We start from the raw sequence: 15,701 nt of genomic DNA on the forward strand, positions 1-15,701 counted from the left end.
CCCGGCGAACTCGCCGCGCGCACTGGGCCGTTCGGGTGCGGTGGCTAACGACCGCGTGAGAAGTGCCGACCCTGCTGGTGAACCAGTAGGGGGCGACATGACCAGTGCGGGATTCGACGCGAAGTTCCTCGGCACCACCGCGGGACCGCCCGTCCTGACCGACTCCGGCGCGGCCGACGCCGTCGAGCTCGACGGCTCCACCACGATCGACTACACCCACTTCTCGCTCGCGTTGAGCAAGGCGCGCAAGTTCGCGGTCTGGGTGGCGTGGAACATCGACGGCGGCGAGCTGAAGGCCCTGAGCCGCAGCGGCATCCCGTTCGTCAAGGACCCGCGCGTCCCGGCCGAGTTCCAGACCGGCGACGAGCTCTACCGCGACAACCGGCTCGACCGCGGGCACCTCGCGCGCCGCGCCGACCTGTGCTGGGGCCCGAAGGCCGAGGCGCAGAAGGCGAACAGGGACTCGTTCTTCTTCACGAACATCACGCCGCAGATGGACGACTTCAACCAGAGCACCAAGGAGGGGCTCTGGGGCCGGCTCGAGGACGCGGTGCTCGCCGACGTCGACGTGGACAACCTCAAGGTCAGCGTCTACGGCGGGCCGGTGTTCAACGCCGACGACCGGATCTTCCGCGGCGTCGCGATCCCGCGCGAGTTCTACAAGGCGATCGCGTTCGCCGTGGACGGCGAGCTGCGCTGCAGCGCGTTCCTGCTCACCCAGAACCTCGTGCTCGCCGAGGCGCTCGACCTCGACGAGTTCCGCGTGTTCCAGGTGTCGCTGACCGAGATCGAGAAGCGCACCGGCTTCATCTTCCCGGCCGAGCTGCACGCCGCCGACACCGCCGCCGCGCAGCTGCTCGACGAGTCGGAGCGCCGGCCGCTCGGCAGCCTCGCCGACATCAGGTGGTGACGACGGGCGCGGGAAGCCGCCCTCTCCCGCTCAGCGGGGGAGGGCCACCTCGCGGAGGTGGCCGATGTCGAAGTCCCTGCTGATGCCGTCCTCGCACGCCGCGCTCAGCACGCCCTCGAGGTGCCGGGTCGGGACGACCACGTGCGTCTCGGTCCTGCGCGGCCCGCTCGCGTACCGGATCTCGACGCTGCTGCCGTCCACCAGCGCCGACGCCAGCAGCACGACCTCCTCGTCGCGCAGGAAGACGTTCTGGTCGCGCAGCATCCGCGCCGCCCCCGCCCGCGGCGTTCCCCGCCCGGCGCTCGGCCGTTCCTGCTCCACCAGCCGGATCGCGAGCTGCGCGAGCTCCAGGTCGTCGAGCTCCGTCCGCCACCACCGGTCCGGGCGGCGTTGCCCGCGGGCAGGTGCCCGCAGCCTCTCGACCCGCTCCACAATGGACTGATCGCCGCCGTCCACCCCGGTCGGCGCGTACCCCGCCCGCCGCAACGCCGCCAGCGTCTCGGTCATCGGCCGGTCCGACGCCAGCACCGTCGGCGCCAGGAACCGCAGCTTGAGCGACCCCAGCCGCTTAGACTTCACGATCTCCTGCAACAGCGCCGAATCCGCGGCCCGCACGCAGCTCCGCACGTCTGTGACAGTCAGGCTCCCGTGCCGCCGCGCCACGTCCCGCACCTGGTGCTCGACCACCTGCGGCAACGGCGCTTCCGAGACCGCCGCCAGGCGCGTGAGCACCGCGTCGGCGGACAACCCGGTGTCGAGTGCGCGCCGCACCGACCCCGCGGACATCCGCCACACCCGCGCGGCGTCGTTGTCCTCCAGGTCCGCCACCAGGTTCAGCACCGCGCTCAGCTCGGGCGACGGCAGCCCGGTCACCACGGCAGTCATGTCCGCCTGGAACGCCGCTCTCTCCCTCGCCGCCGGCATCAGCTCCGCGGCCGCCGCCTCGACGTCGCCGTTGTCCAGCACCGCCGCGCCCAGCCTCGTGAGCGCACCACCCGCCACCAGGCCGAGCGACTCCATCTCGCCGATCACCGCCGCCGTCGCCCTCGGGTCGTGCACCGCCGGGCGTTCCCAGACGAGGTCGTCAACAAGTTCGGCCAGGTCCGCGAAGGCCTCCTCGGCCGAGAACCGCTCCAGCGCGCCGCGCCGCAACGCGAGCCCGTTCGCGGCGGGGTAGTCGCGCAACGCCGCCCGCGCCTGGTCCGGTTCGGGCCGCCAGTCCATCCGCTGCCAGGCCGCGACCAGCGCGGCGAGCCGCGTGCCGGGCTGCGCGTCGAGCCAGTCGTCACCCTGCTTCGTCGGTAACAGCCGCGACCGGTCCACCCCGGCGAGCTGGGCCTCGGCGGCCAGTTCCAGCCACAGCCGCAGCACCCCGTCGCCGACCCGCAACGCCTTCGCCACCCGCCGGATCTCGACGGTCGCCACGCCACCGGTGTAGCGGGCGTCGAACGTGTCCTGCTCGCAGTGCGCGAGCAACCGCGCCACACCGTCCACAGTGGACATGGCGGCCACGACCGGCGAGATCTCCAGCGCCCTGCGCCGGCGCGGCGTCCTGGGCCGCGGCGTCAGCCGGCCGTGCGTCCCGCTCGCCCGCACCGAGTTCACCGCCACGAGCCGCGGCCCGTCCGGCCAGGCCAGCGCGCGGTCCTTGAGCCGCTGGAAGGCCCGTTCGAAGTCGTCGACCGAACACCCCAGCTCGGTGCAGACCGTGTCGATGGTGCCCGAGTTGCCCTGCGCGACGACCACCGCGAGCACGTCGAGCGCGCCCTGGTCCAGGGTGTCCTCCGCGGCGCGCACGGAGTCGGCGTCGGTCAGCTGCGTCGCGAGGTCCTTCAGCGTCCGGACGAAGCGGTCCGCCACGTCGCGGCGGTGCAGCAGGACGGTGGCCACCTCGTCCGGCCCGAGTTGGAGGAGCCAGGTCGCGAGCGCGTTGATACGGCGTGGCATTCACCGGATTATGGCCTCGGTTGTGTGCCCTCAAACGAATTTTCACGCGTTCGGGCGGTCGGCCTAGGCTGACTCGGTGACGTTCAGCGGTTTTGGCGAGTACGCCATCGACTTCTACGACGGACTGGTCCTCGACAACACGAAGGCGTACTGGGACGACAACAAGGAGACCTACCTGCGCGACGTGCGGGCACCGATGGAGGCCCTGCTCCTCGCGCTGGAGAAGGAGTTCGGCGAGGGCAAGGTGTTCCGCCCGTACCGCGACGTGCGGTTCGCGAAGGACAAGACGCCGTACAAGGACCACTGCGGCGCGGTGATCGAGAAGGGCCGCGGCGGCGGCGCGTACTACGTGCAGCTCAGCCCCGAGGGCCTGATGACCGGCGGCGGCTCGTTCCACATGGCCTCCGACCAGCTGGCCCGCTACCGGGCCTCGGTCGGCGCGCACGGCGTGCTGCTGCGCAAGATCGTGGACAAGCTCCTCAAGCAGGGCTGGACGCTCGCCGGCGACGTGATGAAGTCGAAGCCGCGCGGGTTCGACGACGACCACCCGCACCTCGACCTGCTCAAGCACCGGTCGATCTACGTGCGCAAGGTGTGGGAGCCGGACGACGCGCTGCACGAGCCGGAGTGCCTGGAGCGGGTGCGCAGGTCGTGGCGGCAGCTGCGGGACCTCAACGCGTGGTGCGAGGACCACGTCGGCGTGAGCGAACAGCCGCGCAGATAGCCCAGCCGAGGCCGATGCCGAGCACGTCCACCAGGGCGTCCAGCACGTCGCCGCTGCGGTGCAGGGGTGTGATCAGCTGCTGCAGGACCTCCGAGACACCCGCGTAGACGACGAGCGCGACCAGGACGTGGCGGATCCTCGCGTGGAGGCCGGTGAGGGCCAGCAGCGCGAACAGCGTGATGTGCACGACCTTGTCCGTACCGGGTGGTGAGCTCGGCACACCTGACTCGGGGGTGAACAGCACGACGACGCTGAGCGACGCCGCGATCACGAAAGGAAGGACTCGGCCCATCGTCAAAACATTACCGATGGGTAGTTCGGGATCGGTCCAGGAACCAGGTCTACTCTCTCTAGACGTGAGTCGACGCGCAAAGATCGTCTGTACCCTCGGTCCCGCCACTGGCACGCCGGACAAGGTCCGCGACCTGGTAGCGGCCGGTATGGACGTGGCCAGGATGAACTTCAGCCACGGCAGCCATGCCGACCACAAGCAGGTCTACGACATGGTCCGCGCGGCAGCCGACGAGTCCGGCCGCGCCGTGGGCATCCTCGCCGACCTCCAGGGCCCCAAGATCCGCCTCGGCCGGTTCGCCGCGGGTCCGGTCGACTGGAACACCGGCGACGTGGTCCGCGTCACCGTCGAGGACGTCGAGGGCACGCACGACCGCGTGTCGACGACGTACAAGGAGCTCGCGAAGGACGCCAAGGTCGGCGACCGCCTGCTCGTGGACGACGGCAAGGTCGGCCTCGTGGTCGTCGACGTCGAGGGTTCCGACGTCGTCTGCGAGGTCACCGAGGGCGGGCCCGTCAGCAACAACAAGGGCCTCTCGCTGCCCGGCATGGACGTCTCCGTGCCCGCGCTGTCGGAGAAGGACATCGAGGACCTCGAGTTCGCGCTCTCGCTGGGCGTGGACTTCATCGCCCTGTCGTTCGTGCGCTCGCCCGCGGACATCGACCTGGTCCACCAGGTCATGGACCGCGCGGGCAGCAAGCGCCTCCCGGTGATCGCGAAGATCGAGAAGCCGGAGGCCGTCGACAACCTCGAGGCCATCGTCCTCGCCTTCGACGGCGTCATGGTCGCCCGCGGCGACCTGGGCGTGGAGCTCCCGCTCGAGCACGTGCCGCTCGTGCAGAAGCGCGCGATCCAGATCGCCCGCGAGAACGCGAAGCCGGTCATCGTCGCCACCCAGATGCTCGACTCGATGATCACCAACTCCCGCCCGACCCGCGCCGAGACGTCCGACGTCGCGAACGCGGTGCTCGACGGCGCGGACGCCCTGATGCTCTCGGGCGAGACCTCGGTCGGCCGGTACGCCATCGAGTCCGTGCAGACCATGGGCCGCATCATCGAGGCCGTCGAGACCGAGTCGGTCGTCGTGCCGCCGCTGACGCACGTCCCGCGCACCAAGCGCGGCGTGATCTCGTACGCGGCCCGCGACATCGGCGAGCGCCTCAACGCGAAGGCCCTGGTCGCGTTCACGCAGTCCGGTGACACGGTCCGCCGCCTGGCCCGCCTGCACACGCACCTGCCGCTGCTGGCGTTCACGCCGGAGCCGTCGGTGCGCTCGCAGCTGTCGCTGACGTGGGGCACCGAGACGTTCATCGTCCCGAAGGTGGAGTCCACCGACGAGATGGTCCGCCAGGTCGACGTCGCCATGATCGAGATCGGCCGCTACCAGGCGGGCGACCTCATGGTCGTCGTCGCGGGCTCGCCCCCCGGCACCATCGGCTCGACGAACCTCATCCGCGTGCACCGGCTGGGCGAGGACGACCACGCGTAAGTGGTTCGGCTCTCAGCCTCTCAGGTCGTGGTTGCCGGCCCCGCCCCCTCATACTGGTCGTCGAGGGCGCGGGGCCGATTCCGTGCCGCTAGGAGAGTTTCGCCGTGACTGAGGCCGCCCGAGCCGCCGCTTCGCACCCGTCCGGGGTGAGCGGGCAATCCGCAGTGGACGACCTGGTCGCGTTGCTGGACCTGGAGCGCATCGAGGAGAACATCTTCCGCGGCGTCTCGCCCGCGGAGTCGCCGGTGCGCGTGTTCGGCGGCCAGGTGGCGGGCCAGGCCCTGGTGGCCGCCGGCCGCACGGTCCCGGTCGAACGCCGCGTGCACTCGCTGCACTCGTACTTCATCCGCCCCGGCGACCCGCGCGTGCCGATCGTGTACGAGGTGGACCGCATCCGCGACGGCCGCTCGTTCACCACCCGCCGCGTCGTGGCCGTGCAGCACGGCAAGGCGATCTTCTCGCTCTCGGCGTCGTTCCAGGTCGAGGAGCAGGGCGTCGAGCACACCTCGGAGATGCCGTCGGTGCCGGACCCGGAGTCGCTGCCGACGTGGCAGGAGTCCGCCGCGACGTACCCGCTGGTGAACCTGAAGTTCCCGCGCCCCATCGACGTGCGGTACGTGACGGAGCCGCCGTGGGAGTCGCGTGAGGACGGTCCCGGCCAGGCCGCGTCGCGCGTGTGGATGAAGGCGGACGGCAAGCTGCCGGACGACCCGATGCTGCAGCTGTGCGTGATGACCTACGCGTCGGACATGACCCTGCTGGACGGGGTGCTGGCGCGGCACGGGGTCTATTGGGGGCTGGACAAGGTCCTCGGGGCTTCTCTCGACCACGCGATGTGGTTCCACCGGCCGTTCCGGGCCGACGAGTGGTTGTTGTACGACACCACTTCGCCTTCGGCTTCCGGCAACCGGGGGCTGGCGACCGGGCGGTTCTTCACGCGGGACGGGGCTCTGGTGGCGACCGTGGTGCAGGAGGGGTTGATCCGGGTGATCAAGTCTTCCGACGGCGGTGCCTGAGACCGCGGGGCGCGGTGCATGTAGCGATTTGATCTTGCGTGACGATAGGCCGATGTGATCACACGAATCGGAACGGCGGCTGTCGGCCTGCTTGCGGTGGTGCTGTCGGGTTGTGGCAGCTTAAGCGAGGGGAGCACGCCTGTCGCCGCCGCGCCTACGACGACCGCTGTCGCCACAAGCAGCCCGCCGCTGGACAACTCCGCCCTGGAGCAGCAGGTGCGTGCCTACTCCGTCGCGTTCCTCGTGGGCAACGGAGACGTGGCGTACGACCTGCTGTCGCAACGGTGCAAGGAGCGGAACACGCGGTCGAACTTCGTGATGCTCGTGCAGCAGGCCGGCACGGTCTACGGTCCGCAGGAGATCAGGTCTCTGAAGGTCGACCAGGCCGCGGGAGACCTCGCCCGCGTGACTTACACCTATGACAAGGCCGAACTGGATCAACGCGGCGAGCCGTGGGTGCGTGAGTCGGGCGTGTGGCGGATCGACGACTGCGGCTAGGCCATCAGGTCTTCCGCCGCCGATGCGCGGGCCGCAGGTTCGGCGGCGGCGTCAAAGCACGCGTCTCCACCCGCTCCAAAACCACCGACGAGGTCAGGTTCCGCACCTCCGTCCGCGAAGCGATCTTGTCCATCAGGAACGCCTGCAGGTGCGTCGAATCGGCCACCGCGATGTGGATCAGGAAGTCCGCCTGCCCCGACACGTGGAAGATCGACCGCGTCTCCGGCTGAGCCATCACGAACGCCCGGAAGCCGGCGACGACGACACGGGTGTGCGGTCGCACGTTCACCGACACGACGGCCTCCAGCGGCAGCCCGGTCAGCGCGGGGTCCACGACGGCGTGGCTGCCGGTGATCACCCCGAGGTCGCGCAGCCGCCGCACCCGTTGCAGGCAGGTCGACGGCGCCAGCCCGACCACCTCAGCCAGGGTGCGGTTCGGCAGGGTGGCGTCGTTCTGCAACTCCTCCAGGATGTGCCAGTCGACCGAATCCAGTTCGGCTTGTTCGCGCATAACCGAACATCGTACTGACCTGCTGGAACGCGGCAGAACAACCGAACAGGATCCGCGTCATGCACATCGCGTGGACGTCGTTCCTGCTCGCGCTCGTGGTGATCACGGTCGTGCCCGGTCCCGACTTCGTTCTGGTCATGGGCAACGCGGTGCGGAGTCTCCGCAAAGGTGTCGAGGCGGCGCTCGGTGTGCTGACCGGGTTGCTGGTCCACGCGGTGCTCGCGACGGTCGGGTTGTCGGCGCTCGTGGCGGCGGCGCCCACGGCGTTGTTCGTCGTGAAGGCGGTCGGCGCGGGGTACCTGGCCTACATCGGTTTCCAGACCATCAGGGCGGCTCGCCGGCCCCTCGAGGTGCAGCCGCCGCAGAGGAACGTGTTCCTGCGCGGGTTGTTGTGCGACCTGTTGAACCCCAAGGTGATGCTGACGTTCCTCAGCCTCATCCCGCAGGCGATGGACCCGAACGCCGCACCCCTCCCGCAGGCGGCGCTGCTGAGCGCGGTCACGGTCGGGGTGTTCGCGGTGTTCTGGGTCCTGCTGGTGCCCTCGGCGCGGCAACTGGGCAAGCTGCTCGGCAGGCCGCGCACGCGCACCGTGTTCGAGAGGGTCTGTGGGACCGCTCTCATCGGGTTGGCGGCGTCAGTTCTCGCTACCTGAGTCCCAGGTGACCGTGAGCTCGTCGCGCGTTCCGAAGCGGACCAGGTGGCGCTCCACGACGTCGCGCAGGCGCGCCGCGTCCTCCTCGGACGACGTCACCACGCGCATGATCAACGCGTCGGACGCGGCCTCGAACTCCGCGCGGCCCGCGGAGAAGCGGACGAAGCCGCGATCGTCCTCCCAGGACCCTTCGAGGTCCTTGTGCGTGAAGTGCTTCACCAGCTGCGATCCGTACCTGGAGGCGCGGTCGGTCGCCGAGCGTCCCACGCTCGTGAATTCCGTCATGAAAGCCAACTTACGCCTAGCCATACGTACCGGCACGTGACGCGGTTCACCTGGCAAAACGGAGTCTGAGAACACGCTGTGACGTCTCGCGCAAAGCCGGAGAACACGGCAGGCTGTGCGCATGACGGAAGGCAAAGCACGTATCGCGGTCACCGGTCTTGCCACCATGGGCAGCAACCTCGCGCGCAACCTCGCGCGTCACGGGTTCAAGGTTGCCGTGCACAACCGGACGCCCGCGAAGATGAAGGCCCTGCTCGAGGAGCACGGCCACGAGGGCGACTTCGTCGGCGCCGAGACGCTGCAGGACCTGGTCGACAGCCTGCAGACGCCGCGCCAGATCATCATCATGGTCAAGGCGGGTGGCCCGACCGACGCCGTCATCGACGAGCTGAGCGGCATCCTCGAACCCGGCGACATGGTCATCGACGGCGGCAACGCCCACTTCAACGACACGCGCCGCCGCGAGGCCGCGCTGAAGGAGAAGGGGCTGCTGTTCGTCGGCGCCGGCATCTCCGGTGGCGAGGAGGGAGCGCTCAACGGCCCCAGCATCATGCCGGGTGGGCCCGCGGAGTCGTACGAGCACGTCGGGCCGGTCTTCGAGGAGATCGCGGCCAAGGTGGACGGCCAGCCGTGCTGCGTGCACGTCGGGCCGGACGGCGCCGGGCACTTCGTGAAGATGGTGCACAACGGCATCGAGTACGCCGACATGCAGCTGATCGCCGAGGCGTACGACCTGCTGAGCCGCATCGGCGGGCAGTCGCCGGCGGAGATCTCCGAGGTCTTCACGCAGTGGAACTCGGGCGACCTGGAGTCGTACCTGGTCGAGATCACCGCCGAGGTGCTCAAGCACGTCGACGCGAACGGCACGCCGCTCGTGCACGTCATCGAGGACGCCGCCGAGCAGAAGGGCACCGGCCGCTGGACCGTGCAGGAGGCGCTGGAGCTGGGCGTGCCGGTCACCGGCATCGCCGAGGCCGTGTTCGCGCGCAGCCTGAGCGGGCACGTCGAGCAGCGCAAGGCCGTGCGCGCCGCGTTCGGTGCCAGCGAGGTCGTCGCGAAGCCGGACGCCGAACTGGTCGACGACGTGCGCCAGGCGCTCTACGCGTCGAAGGTCGTCGCGTACGCGCAGGGCTTCGACATGATTCGCGAAGCGTCGAAGAACTTCGACTGGAACATCGACCTCGGCGCAATGGCGACTATCTGGCGCGGCGGCTGCATCATTCGCGCCCAGTTCCTCAACCGCATTCGCGAGGCATATGACGCGAATGCGGATCTGGCGTCTCTTTTGGTGGACGACTACTTCCGCGACGCCGTGCAGAACGCCGAGACCGCTTGGCGCAGGGTCGTGGTCCGCGCGGTGGAGTCCGGCGTCCCGACGCCCGGTTTCGTGAGCGCTTTGGCCTATTACGACGGCCTCCGTTCGGAGCGACTGCCTGCCGCCCTCGTGCAGGGGCAAAGGGACTTCTTCGGCGCACACACGTACAGGCGCACCGACAAGACCGGTAGCTTCCACACGTTGTGGTCAGGCGACAGGTCTGAGGTGGAAGCGTGAAATTGAAGGTTCTGGGGGCGGTCGTCGCTGTCGCGGCAGGGTTGACCCTGACGTCCAGCGGCGGCGCGGTGGCCGTGGACAACGAAGCCCTGACCGCTGATCTCGACGCGATCCTCGCCGACCCCGCGCTGAACGGCGCGGACGTCGGCCTGGTCGTGCGGGACGCGAACACGGGCGACGTCGTCTACACCAGGACGAGCGCTCGTCGTCAGCAGGTCGCTTCGAACATGAAGCTGCTCACGACGACGGCGGCGCTCGACCTGCTCGGCCCCGACTTCAAGTGGAAGACCGAGCTGCTGTCCTCGGGTACGCGTGCCGGATCGACGCTGCAGGGCGACCTCGTCCTGCGCGGCACCGGCGACCCGACGATGAGCAGGTCGCGCTACGCGGCGCTGGCGACGGCGCTGAAGAACAGCGGTGTCACGAAGATCAGCGGTTCGCTGGTCCTCGACGGCACCGCGTTCGACTCCCAGCCCTACGGTTCGGGCTGGGCGTGGGACGACGAGCCGTTCTCCTACAGCGCGGAGACCTCCGCGCTGACGCTGTCGCCGGACGCGAAGTTCAGCGCCGGCACGGTGCTGGTGCGCGTCAAGCCGGGCGCCTCGCAGGGCGCCCCGGTCATCGCGACGTCCGAGCCGGAGAACGACGTCGTCCACGTGGTCAGCACGGCGACCACCGGCAGCGGTGGCGTGAGCGTCGAGCGCGACCACGGCTCGAACGTCATCAGGGTCAGCGGGTCGACGAACGTCGAGACGGTGGCGCTGGCGACGGTGAAGGACCCGACCGCGCTGGTCTCGTCCGTGTTCCGCAACGCGTTGCGGGAAAACGGGATCGAGTTCTCCGGTGACGTGCGCAGGGCGGCAGCGCCGTCCGGTGCCGCAGTGCTCGCGGCGGACCAGTCGCAGACGCTGGGCCAGCTGCTCACGCCGTTGATGAAGGACAGCAACAACATGCTGGCCGAGGTGCTCGTCAAGTCGGCCGGCAAGTCGTTCACCAACGGCGTCAACCAGCTCAGCACGAAGTGGTCGGGCCTGGGCGTCGACCCGAACGGGGTCGAGGTCTTCGACGGCTCCGGCATGTCCCGGCTGGACCAGTTCTCGCCGGACGCGCTGGCGTCGATCCTGATCAAGGCGAAGGCGAAGCCGTGGTTCTCCACCTGGCAGGCGACCCTGCCGGTGGCCGGGGTGGACGGAACTCTCGTCAACCGCATGAAGAACACGCCGGCCGCGGGCAACGTGAAGGCCAAGACCGGCTCGCTCAGCGGCGTGTCGGCCCTGTCCGGCTACGTGCGCACGGCGGCGGGGCGTGACCTCGTGTTCTCGCTGGTGCAGAACAACGTGCTGCTGTTCAACAGCCCGAAGTCCATCGAGGACAGGGTCGCCGTGCGGCTCGCCTCCGATGGCGGGACCCAGGTTGCGCAGCAGCCGCAGGTCCAGTCGGTGCCGCAGCAGCGCAAGGTCCCGGCGCAGGAACGCACCGACGTTCCCGCCAAGGAGCGCTTCGACGTGGAGTGCTCCTGGATCGGCACCTGCTAGGAAGCCGAACGGAACTGGAGCCGCCCCGGTGCGAAACCGGGGCGGCTCCGGCGTTTCCTACGCCGGTGACGGCACGGGCTCGAGCCCGTTGCGGTCGGGGTCGACCAGGTAGACGCGGGCGTTCGAGATGTCGAAGTACATGCCCTTCAACGTGAGCGTGCCCGCCGCGATCGCCTCCCGCACGCTCGGGTGGCCGAGCAGGTTGTCGAGCTGCTGCGCGACGTTCGCGACGGCGAGCCGGTCGGCCACCGGCAGCTCCGCGCAGCCGGGCGAGGTCGGCGCGTGGAACCGGATCAGCGACGGCTCGGCGTTGCGCAGCCACGAGTGCAGGTGCGAGCCGCGCGGGGCGGAGCCCTGCACCAGCGCCTTCATCGCACCGCAGTCGGAGTGCCCGCACACGACGATCGTGCCGACGTTGAGGATCTCCACGGCGTACTCGACCGCCGCCCCGACCGACCGGTCCCCGGCGGACGCCATCGGCACCAGGTTGCCGATGTTGCGCACGCAGAACAGGTCGCCGGGCCCGGACGTGGTGATCAGGTTCGGCACCACGCGGGAGTCGGCGCAGGTGATGAACAGCTGCTGCGGGCGCTGCCCGCGCACCGCCAGCTCGTGCAGGAACGGCCGCACCAGCGGCGCCGACCGCCGCTCGAACTCGTGCATCCCCAGCAGCATCGGGTCGCTCTCCGCCGAGGCGCGCTGCTCGGGCAGCGCCACCGCGTCCGACGTGCCCTGCCAGTGCGACCACGGCGCGAACCAGCGCGGCAACGGACCCGGCAGCGTCTTGCGCCGGCCCGGCTTGCCCTGGTTCGCTCGGTCGTACCAGGTGTCGTGCACCTCGTCGACCTGCACCCGGCCGCCCATCCGCTCGTAGTTCTCGCGCCAGTCGTCGATCGCCTCGTAGGAGGCGTGGTCGAGGTAGTCGATGTGCAGCTCCAGCACCACGGTCTCGCCGGCCGGCATCCGCCGCAGCGCGCGCACGAGGCGGCCGACGCCGAGGAACACCAGCGACCCGCGCACGCACACCCGGTTGCCCTCGACGCGCACCGAGCAGTGCGTCAACCGGTACAGCGCCCGCAGCAGGGCGACGACGAGTCCCGCGACCACGCCCTCGAGCAGTCCGAAGAGGACGACGCCCAGCGCCGTCGCCGCGTAGACCCCGAACTCCCGGTGCCGCAGCAGGTCCTTCATCCGGGCGATCGAGACGAGCTTGAGGCCGACGACCAGCAGCACGCCCGCCAGCGCCGCCAGCGGGACCAGCTCCAGCGCCGGTGCGAACGCGAGCACCGCCACGGCGATCCACAGGCCCTGCATGATCGTGGCGCAGCGGGTCTTCGCGCCCGCGGCGACGTTCGTGGAGCTCCGCGCGAGGCCGCCGCTGATCGGGAACCCGCCGAGCGCGCCCGCGAGCACGTTGCCGGTGCCCTGCGCGACGAGCTCCTTGTCCAGCCGGGCGCGCGGTCCGTCGTGCAGCCGGTCCGTGGCGACGGCCGACAGCAACGACTCCATGCTCGCCACCAGCGCGACCGTCACGACGGCCGTCAGGACCGCGCCGACGCTGCCGTGCGGCAGCTCCGGGAACACCAGCGCGTGGCTGTCCGGCAGGTCGACGCGGGCGACGTCGAGCTTCAGCACGAACACGAGCCCGGTCGCCGCGGCCACCGCGACGAGTGGCGCGGGGACCACCGACACGCGCGGAACCTTCGGCCACAGCAGCAGAACGGCGATCGCGACCGCTCCGGCGAGGACCGGGCCGAGCCGGAAGTCCGCCAGCTCGCCGGGCAGCAGCGCCACGTTCGCGGGCACCTTCGGAGCCGCCGTGCCCCCCAGCACGACCACGAGCTGACCGACGGCGATGGAGACGCCGATGCCCGCGAGCATGCCGTGCACGACGGCGGGGGACAGCGACAGCACGAGCCGGCTGATCCCCGTGAGGCCCAGCGCGATCTGCACGGCGCCCGCCGCCAGCGTGATCGCCGCGGTGGCCGCCCACCCGAACTGGGCCACGAGACCGGCCACGATCACCACGAGACCGGTGCCCGGCCCACTGATCTGCAACGGCGCGCCGCTGATCGCGCCCACGACCACACCGCCGATCACCGCGGAGATGAGGCCGGCCATCAGCGGCGCGCCGGTCGCGTGCGCGATGCCGAGCGACAGCGGGATGGAGATCAGGAACAGCACGAGGCTCGCGGGCAGGTCGTTCTTGAGCACCACCGGTGGACCGTGCGGGGTGTGGTCACCGGTGCTGGACCTCTGGAGGTGGTTCACGGCGGAGGTTCCCTTTCCTGGGACGGTGGTGGAGCGGAGGCGGCCTGCCACGACGGCATGGCCCTGTGCGCGAGACGCACAGGGCGGGGAGGGGGAGGTGAGTGCCGGGAGAGCGCTCTAGAGGCGCTCCAAGGGCAGCATTCGGCGCGGCCGGACGGCTGCGAGCGCGTCGGCGCGGTCATGCGGGGTCGGCACGGGAACACCTCCGTGTCGGCACAGGCATCGTGGGGTCGGGATCAGGCCGCGTCACGACCATGATGACGGCGAAAACGGTGCTGTGACAGAGGATTCAGCCAACCGTGTTGATCTTCGCGTCCGCCGTCACGCCTGGTGACGGCGCAGGGGGAGGAGAGGAGGGCCGGCTCCGGTCGGGGGGTGCGGAGCCGGCCCAGGTCGTGACGGTTCGCGAGGAACCGCCGCGTGCCGGTGATCAGCCCACCGAGCGCAGGTGCTTGCCGTGCGAGGGCTCCTGCCCGACCACGGTCAGGATCAGCTGCGCCGAGAGGTAGGCACGGCACGGTGCGGGCAGGCGGCGGGACAACCAGCCTCGCTTGCACGTCGCGCACCGGCCGTGCTCGTCGGGCTGGTGCTCGTCCAGCAACGCCTTGACCACCGCGACCACCCTCGGGAGCTCAACCCTGGCGAGCACGAGGGCGGTCTGGTCGTCACCGCGCTGGGCCAGTTCGGTGAGCGTGGCCAGGTGGGAGTGCAGCGACTTGTCCAGTTGGCTGAACACCGTGACGGCCATCAGGCTCAGAGCTCCAGTCCTAGCGTGAGCAACCCATGCAGCCTGTCCCCCACGTCAGGAGAACTGCAAGTTGCAGTACACGAATGGATGACGTCCCTTTGCGGTTCGCTCCTCTGCTCTCAAACTGGGAGCGACCAGGAGGTGTGGATGCCACCCAGGAGGCGTCATGCGGGGTAGCAGCCCGACCGTGCGCAAGAGGCGGCTCGTGAGCGAGCTCCGGCGACTGCGCGAGGCGGCAGGGCTGACGATCGAGGAGGTCGGGGAGCGCCTGGAGTGCTCAGCCTCCAAGATCAGCCGCATCGAGACCGGGCGCGTGGGGGTGAGCCCGCGCGACGTGCGGGACATGCTCGCCGCCTACGGTGCGGACTCCGTCACCCTGGATGAACTGGTCCAGCTGGCCAGGGAAGCCCGCCGCAAGGGGTGGTGGGACGAGTTCGGCGACATCGTGCCCGGTCGTTACGTGGGGTACGAGGCCGACGCGGACTCGATCAGGGCCTACCAGGGCCTGATGATCCCCGGCCTGCTGCAGTGCGAGGCGTACACGAGGTCGTTGATCTCCCAGGTGCTCCCCGAGGCGAGCGCCGCCGAGATCGACCGGCGGGTCCGGTTGCGCAAGGCGCGGCAGGCGTTGCTGAGCGAGGACGACCCGTTGCGCCTGCACGTCGTGATCGACGAGGCGGCCCTGCGCAGGCTCGTCGGCGGCACCGGGGTGATGCGTGCGCAGATGGCGCGTCTTCTCCAAGTCGGTGCTTTGCCGAACGTCACGGTGCAGGTCGTGCCGTTCAGCGCCGGTGGTTACGCTGCGATGGACGGGCCGTTCGTCATCCTGAGCTTCCCCGAGCAGCTCGACCCCGACGTGGTCTACATCGAGAGCACCAGGAGCGGCGTCTACTTGGAGCAGCCGAGTGACGTCAGTTGGTACGCCGAGGTGTTCGAGCGGCTGGTGAGGACCGCCCTGCCCCCGGCGGCGTCCGCGACCCTGATCACCGAAGTCGCTCGCACCCTCGCGTGAGTCGAGACCAGGAGTGAGCACAGAGTGGAAAGCTTGCGTTGGCGCAAGAGCAGCCGTTCGTCCGCCAGCGGGCCCGACTGCGTGGAGATCGCGCTCGTCGGATCCGGTGCGGCTGTCCGGGACAGCAAGAACGCGGAAGGCGCGCGGCTGAGGTTCGGCGACGGCGGGTGGGAGACCTTCCTCGCTGCCGCGAAGACCGGCTCGTTCGTCTGCTGAACGACAGGTGACACGAGAACGCCCCGGCTGGATCATCCAGCC

Annotated in this window: 16 protein-coding genes; 10 read left to right on the forward strand and 6 right to left on the reverse strand. The window is 70.0% G+C overall.

Features of this window, described 5'->3' with window-relative positions; translation table 11 throughout:
- Positions 1 to 97 precede the first annotated feature (97 nt).
- A complete protein-coding gene (locus ACFWGZ_RS30355; RefSeq protein WP_382455007.1) occupies positions 98 to 910 on the forward strand; it encodes a DNA/RNA non-specific endonuclease in 813 nt (270 codons plus the stop codon).
- 30 nt (positions 911 to 940) lie between these two features.
- On the opposite strand, the gene ACFWGZ_RS30360 is transcribed toward ACFWGZ_RS30355, so the two are convergent.
- The gene (locus ACFWGZ_RS30360) at positions 941 to 2,857 is read right to left on the reverse strand and encodes a helicase-associated domain-containing protein (protein WP_382455008.1); all 1,917 of its coding nucleotides are present in this window, start codon (positions 2,855 to 2,857) and stop codon (positions 941 to 943) included.
- A gap of 76 nt (positions 2,858 to 2,933) precedes the next feature.
- Here ACFWGZ_RS30360 and ACFWGZ_RS30365 point away from each other — a divergent pair, with 76 nt between their 5' ends.
- Positions 2,934 to 3,581, forward strand: coding sequence for a DUF2461 domain-containing protein (locus tag ACFWGZ_RS30365; protein ID WP_382455009.1), 648 nt, complete (start codon positions 2,934 to 2,936; stop codon positions 3,579 to 3,581).
- On the opposite strand, the gene ACFWGZ_RS30370 is transcribed toward ACFWGZ_RS30365, so the two are convergent.
- Entirely contained in the window at positions 3,529 to 3,873 is a 345-nt protein-coding gene (locus ACFWGZ_RS30370; protein WP_382455010.1) for a VanZ family protein, read from the reverse strand. The two genes, ACFWGZ_RS30365 and ACFWGZ_RS30370, sit on opposite strands and share 53 nt — an antisense overlap.
- Before the next feature lie 64 nt (positions 3,874 to 3,937).
- Between ACFWGZ_RS30370 and pyk the strand changes: the two genes are divergently transcribed.
- The 3 genes from pyk to ACFWGZ_RS30385 all read left to right on the forward strand — a co-directional run bounded on the left by pyk (position 3,938) and on the right by ACFWGZ_RS30385 (position 6,876).
- Positions 3,938 to 5,362: a pyruvate kinase gene (pyk, locus tag ACFWGZ_RS30375; RefSeq protein WP_382455011.1), complete on the forward strand. Its 1,425-nt coding sequence runs from the start codon at positions 3,938 to 3,940 to the stop codon at positions 5,360 to 5,362.
- A 104-nt stretch (positions 5,363 to 5,466) separates the two neighbouring features.
- On the forward strand, positions 5,467 to 6,378 hold the full coding sequence (tesB, locus tag ACFWGZ_RS30380; protein ID WP_382455012.1) for an acyl-CoA thioesterase II: 912 nt from the start codon (positions 5,467 to 5,469) through the stop codon (positions 6,376 to 6,378).
- Between the two features lie 54 nt (positions 6,379 to 6,432).
- The gene (locus ACFWGZ_RS30385; RefSeq protein ID WP_382455013.1) at positions 6,433 to 6,876 is read left to right on the forward strand and encodes a hypothetical protein; all 444 of its coding nucleotides are present in this window, start codon (positions 6,433 to 6,435) and stop codon (positions 6,874 to 6,876) included.
- Between the two features lie 4 nt (positions 6,877 to 6,880).
- Here ACFWGZ_RS30385 and ACFWGZ_RS30390 read toward each other — a convergent pair whose 3' ends face one another.
- Entirely contained in the window at positions 6,881 to 7,387 is a 507-nt protein-coding gene (locus ACFWGZ_RS30390) for an Lrp/AsnC family transcriptional regulator (RefSeq protein ID WP_382455014.1), read from the reverse strand.
- A gap of 59 nt (positions 7,388 to 7,446) precedes the next feature.
- On the opposite strand from ACFWGZ_RS30390, the gene ACFWGZ_RS30395 reads away from it, so the two are divergent.
- On the forward strand, positions 7,447 to 8,040 hold the full coding sequence (locus ACFWGZ_RS30395; protein WP_382455015.1) for a LysE family translocator: 594 nt from the start codon (positions 7,447 to 7,449) through the stop codon (positions 8,038 to 8,040).
- Here ACFWGZ_RS30395 and ACFWGZ_RS30400 read toward each other — a convergent pair.
- Complete coding sequence (locus tag ACFWGZ_RS30400; protein WP_382455016.1) at positions 8,023 to 8,325, reverse strand: DUF2218 domain-containing protein; 303 nt, start codon at positions 8,323 to 8,325, stop codon at positions 8,023 to 8,025. The genes ACFWGZ_RS30395 and ACFWGZ_RS30400 overlap by 18 nt on opposite strands.
- 121 nt (positions 8,326 to 8,446) lie before the next feature.
- On the opposite strand from ACFWGZ_RS30400, the gene gndA reads away from it, so the two are divergent.
- A complete protein-coding gene (gene gndA, locus ACFWGZ_RS30405) occupies positions 8,447 to 9,877 on the forward strand; it encodes an NADP-dependent phosphogluconate dehydrogenase (protein WP_382455017.1) in 1,431 nt (476 codons plus the stop codon).
- Positions 9,874 to 11,412, forward strand: coding sequence for a D-alanyl-D-alanine carboxypeptidase/D-alanyl-D-alanine-endopeptidase (dacB, locus tag ACFWGZ_RS30410; protein ID WP_382455018.1), 1,539 nt, complete (start codon positions 9,874 to 9,876; stop codon positions 11,410 to 11,412). The genes gndA and dacB overlap by 4 nt, the downstream gene beginning before the upstream one ends.
- 57 nt (positions 11,413 to 11,469) lie before the next feature.
- Here the strand turns inward: dacB and ACFWGZ_RS30415 are convergent, their stop codons facing one another.
- Positions 11,470 to 13,683 (reverse strand): SulP family inorganic anion transporter, encoded by a 2,214-nt coding sequence (locus ACFWGZ_RS30415; RefSeq protein ID WP_382455019.1) that lies wholly within the window; start codon positions 13,681 to 13,683, stop codon positions 11,470 to 11,472.
- A gap of 430 nt (positions 13,684 to 14,113) precedes the next feature.
- On the reverse strand, positions 14,114 to 14,431 hold the full coding sequence (locus ACFWGZ_RS30420) for a hypothetical protein (RefSeq protein ID WP_382455020.1): 318 nt from the start codon (positions 14,429 to 14,431) through the stop codon (positions 14,114 to 14,116).
- 166 nt (positions 14,432 to 14,597) lie between these two features.
- On the opposite strand from ACFWGZ_RS30420, the gene ACFWGZ_RS30425 reads away from it, so the two are divergent.
- Together ACFWGZ_RS30425 and ACFWGZ_RS30430 are read left to right on the forward strand one after the other, a co-directional pair.
- Positions 14,598 to 15,443: a helix-turn-helix domain-containing protein gene (locus ACFWGZ_RS30425; RefSeq protein ID WP_382455021.1), complete on the forward strand. Its 846-nt coding sequence runs from the start codon at positions 14,598 to 14,600 to the stop codon at positions 15,441 to 15,443.
- Positions 15,444 to 15,467: 24 nt separating this feature from the next.
- The gene (locus tag ACFWGZ_RS30430; RefSeq protein ID WP_382455022.1) at positions 15,468 to 15,659 is read left to right on the forward strand and encodes a DUF397 domain-containing protein; all 192 of its coding nucleotides are present in this window, start codon (positions 15,468 to 15,470) and stop codon (positions 15,657 to 15,659) included.
- Positions 15,660 to 15,701: the final 42 nt, after the last annotated feature.

It is taken from the genome of Lentzea sp. NPDC060358 (assembly GCF_042725365.1).
In the GTDB taxonomy this organism is placed as follows: Bacteria; Actinomycetota; Actinomycetes; order Mycobacteriales; family Pseudonocardiaceae; genus Lentzea.

Excerpts from the sequence above, each read along its gene's own strand:
- ACFWGZ_RS30355 (WP_382455007.1), top strand. The coding sequence starts at position 98 with ATGACCAGTGCGGGATTCGACGCGAAGTTCCTCGGCACCACCGCGGGA.
- ACFWGZ_RS30360 (WP_382455008.1), bottom strand. The coding sequence starts at position 2,857 with ATGCCACGCCGTATCAACGCGCTCGCGACCTGGCTCCTCCAACTCGGG.
- ACFWGZ_RS30370 (WP_382455010.1), bottom strand. The coding sequence starts at position 3,873 with ATGGGCCGAGTCCTTCCTTTCGTGATCGCGGCGTCGCTCAGCGTCGTC.
- ACFWGZ_RS30390 (WP_382455014.1), bottom strand. The coding sequence starts at position 7,387 with ATGCGCGAACAAGCCGAACTGGATTCGGTCGACTGGCACATCCTGGAG.
- ACFWGZ_RS30395 (WP_382455015.1), top strand. The coding sequence starts at position 7,447 with ATGCACATCGCGTGGACGTCGTTCCTGCTCGCGCTCGTGGTGATCACG.
- ACFWGZ_RS30400 (WP_382455016.1), bottom strand. The coding sequence starts at position 8,325 with ATGACGGAATTCACGAGCGTGGGACGCTCGGCGACCGACCGCGCCTCC.
- gndA (WP_382455017.1), top strand. The coding sequence starts at position 8,447 with ATGACGGAAGGCAAAGCACGTATCGCGGTCACCGGTCTTGCCACCATG.
- ACFWGZ_RS30420 (WP_382455020.1), bottom strand. The coding sequence starts at position 14,431 with ATGGCCGTCACGGTGTTCAGCCAACTGGACAAGTCGCTGCACTCCCAC.
- ACFWGZ_RS30425 (WP_382455021.1), top strand. The coding sequence starts at position 14,598 with ATGCGGGGTAGCAGCCCGACCGTGCGCAAGAGGCGGCTCGTGAGCGAG.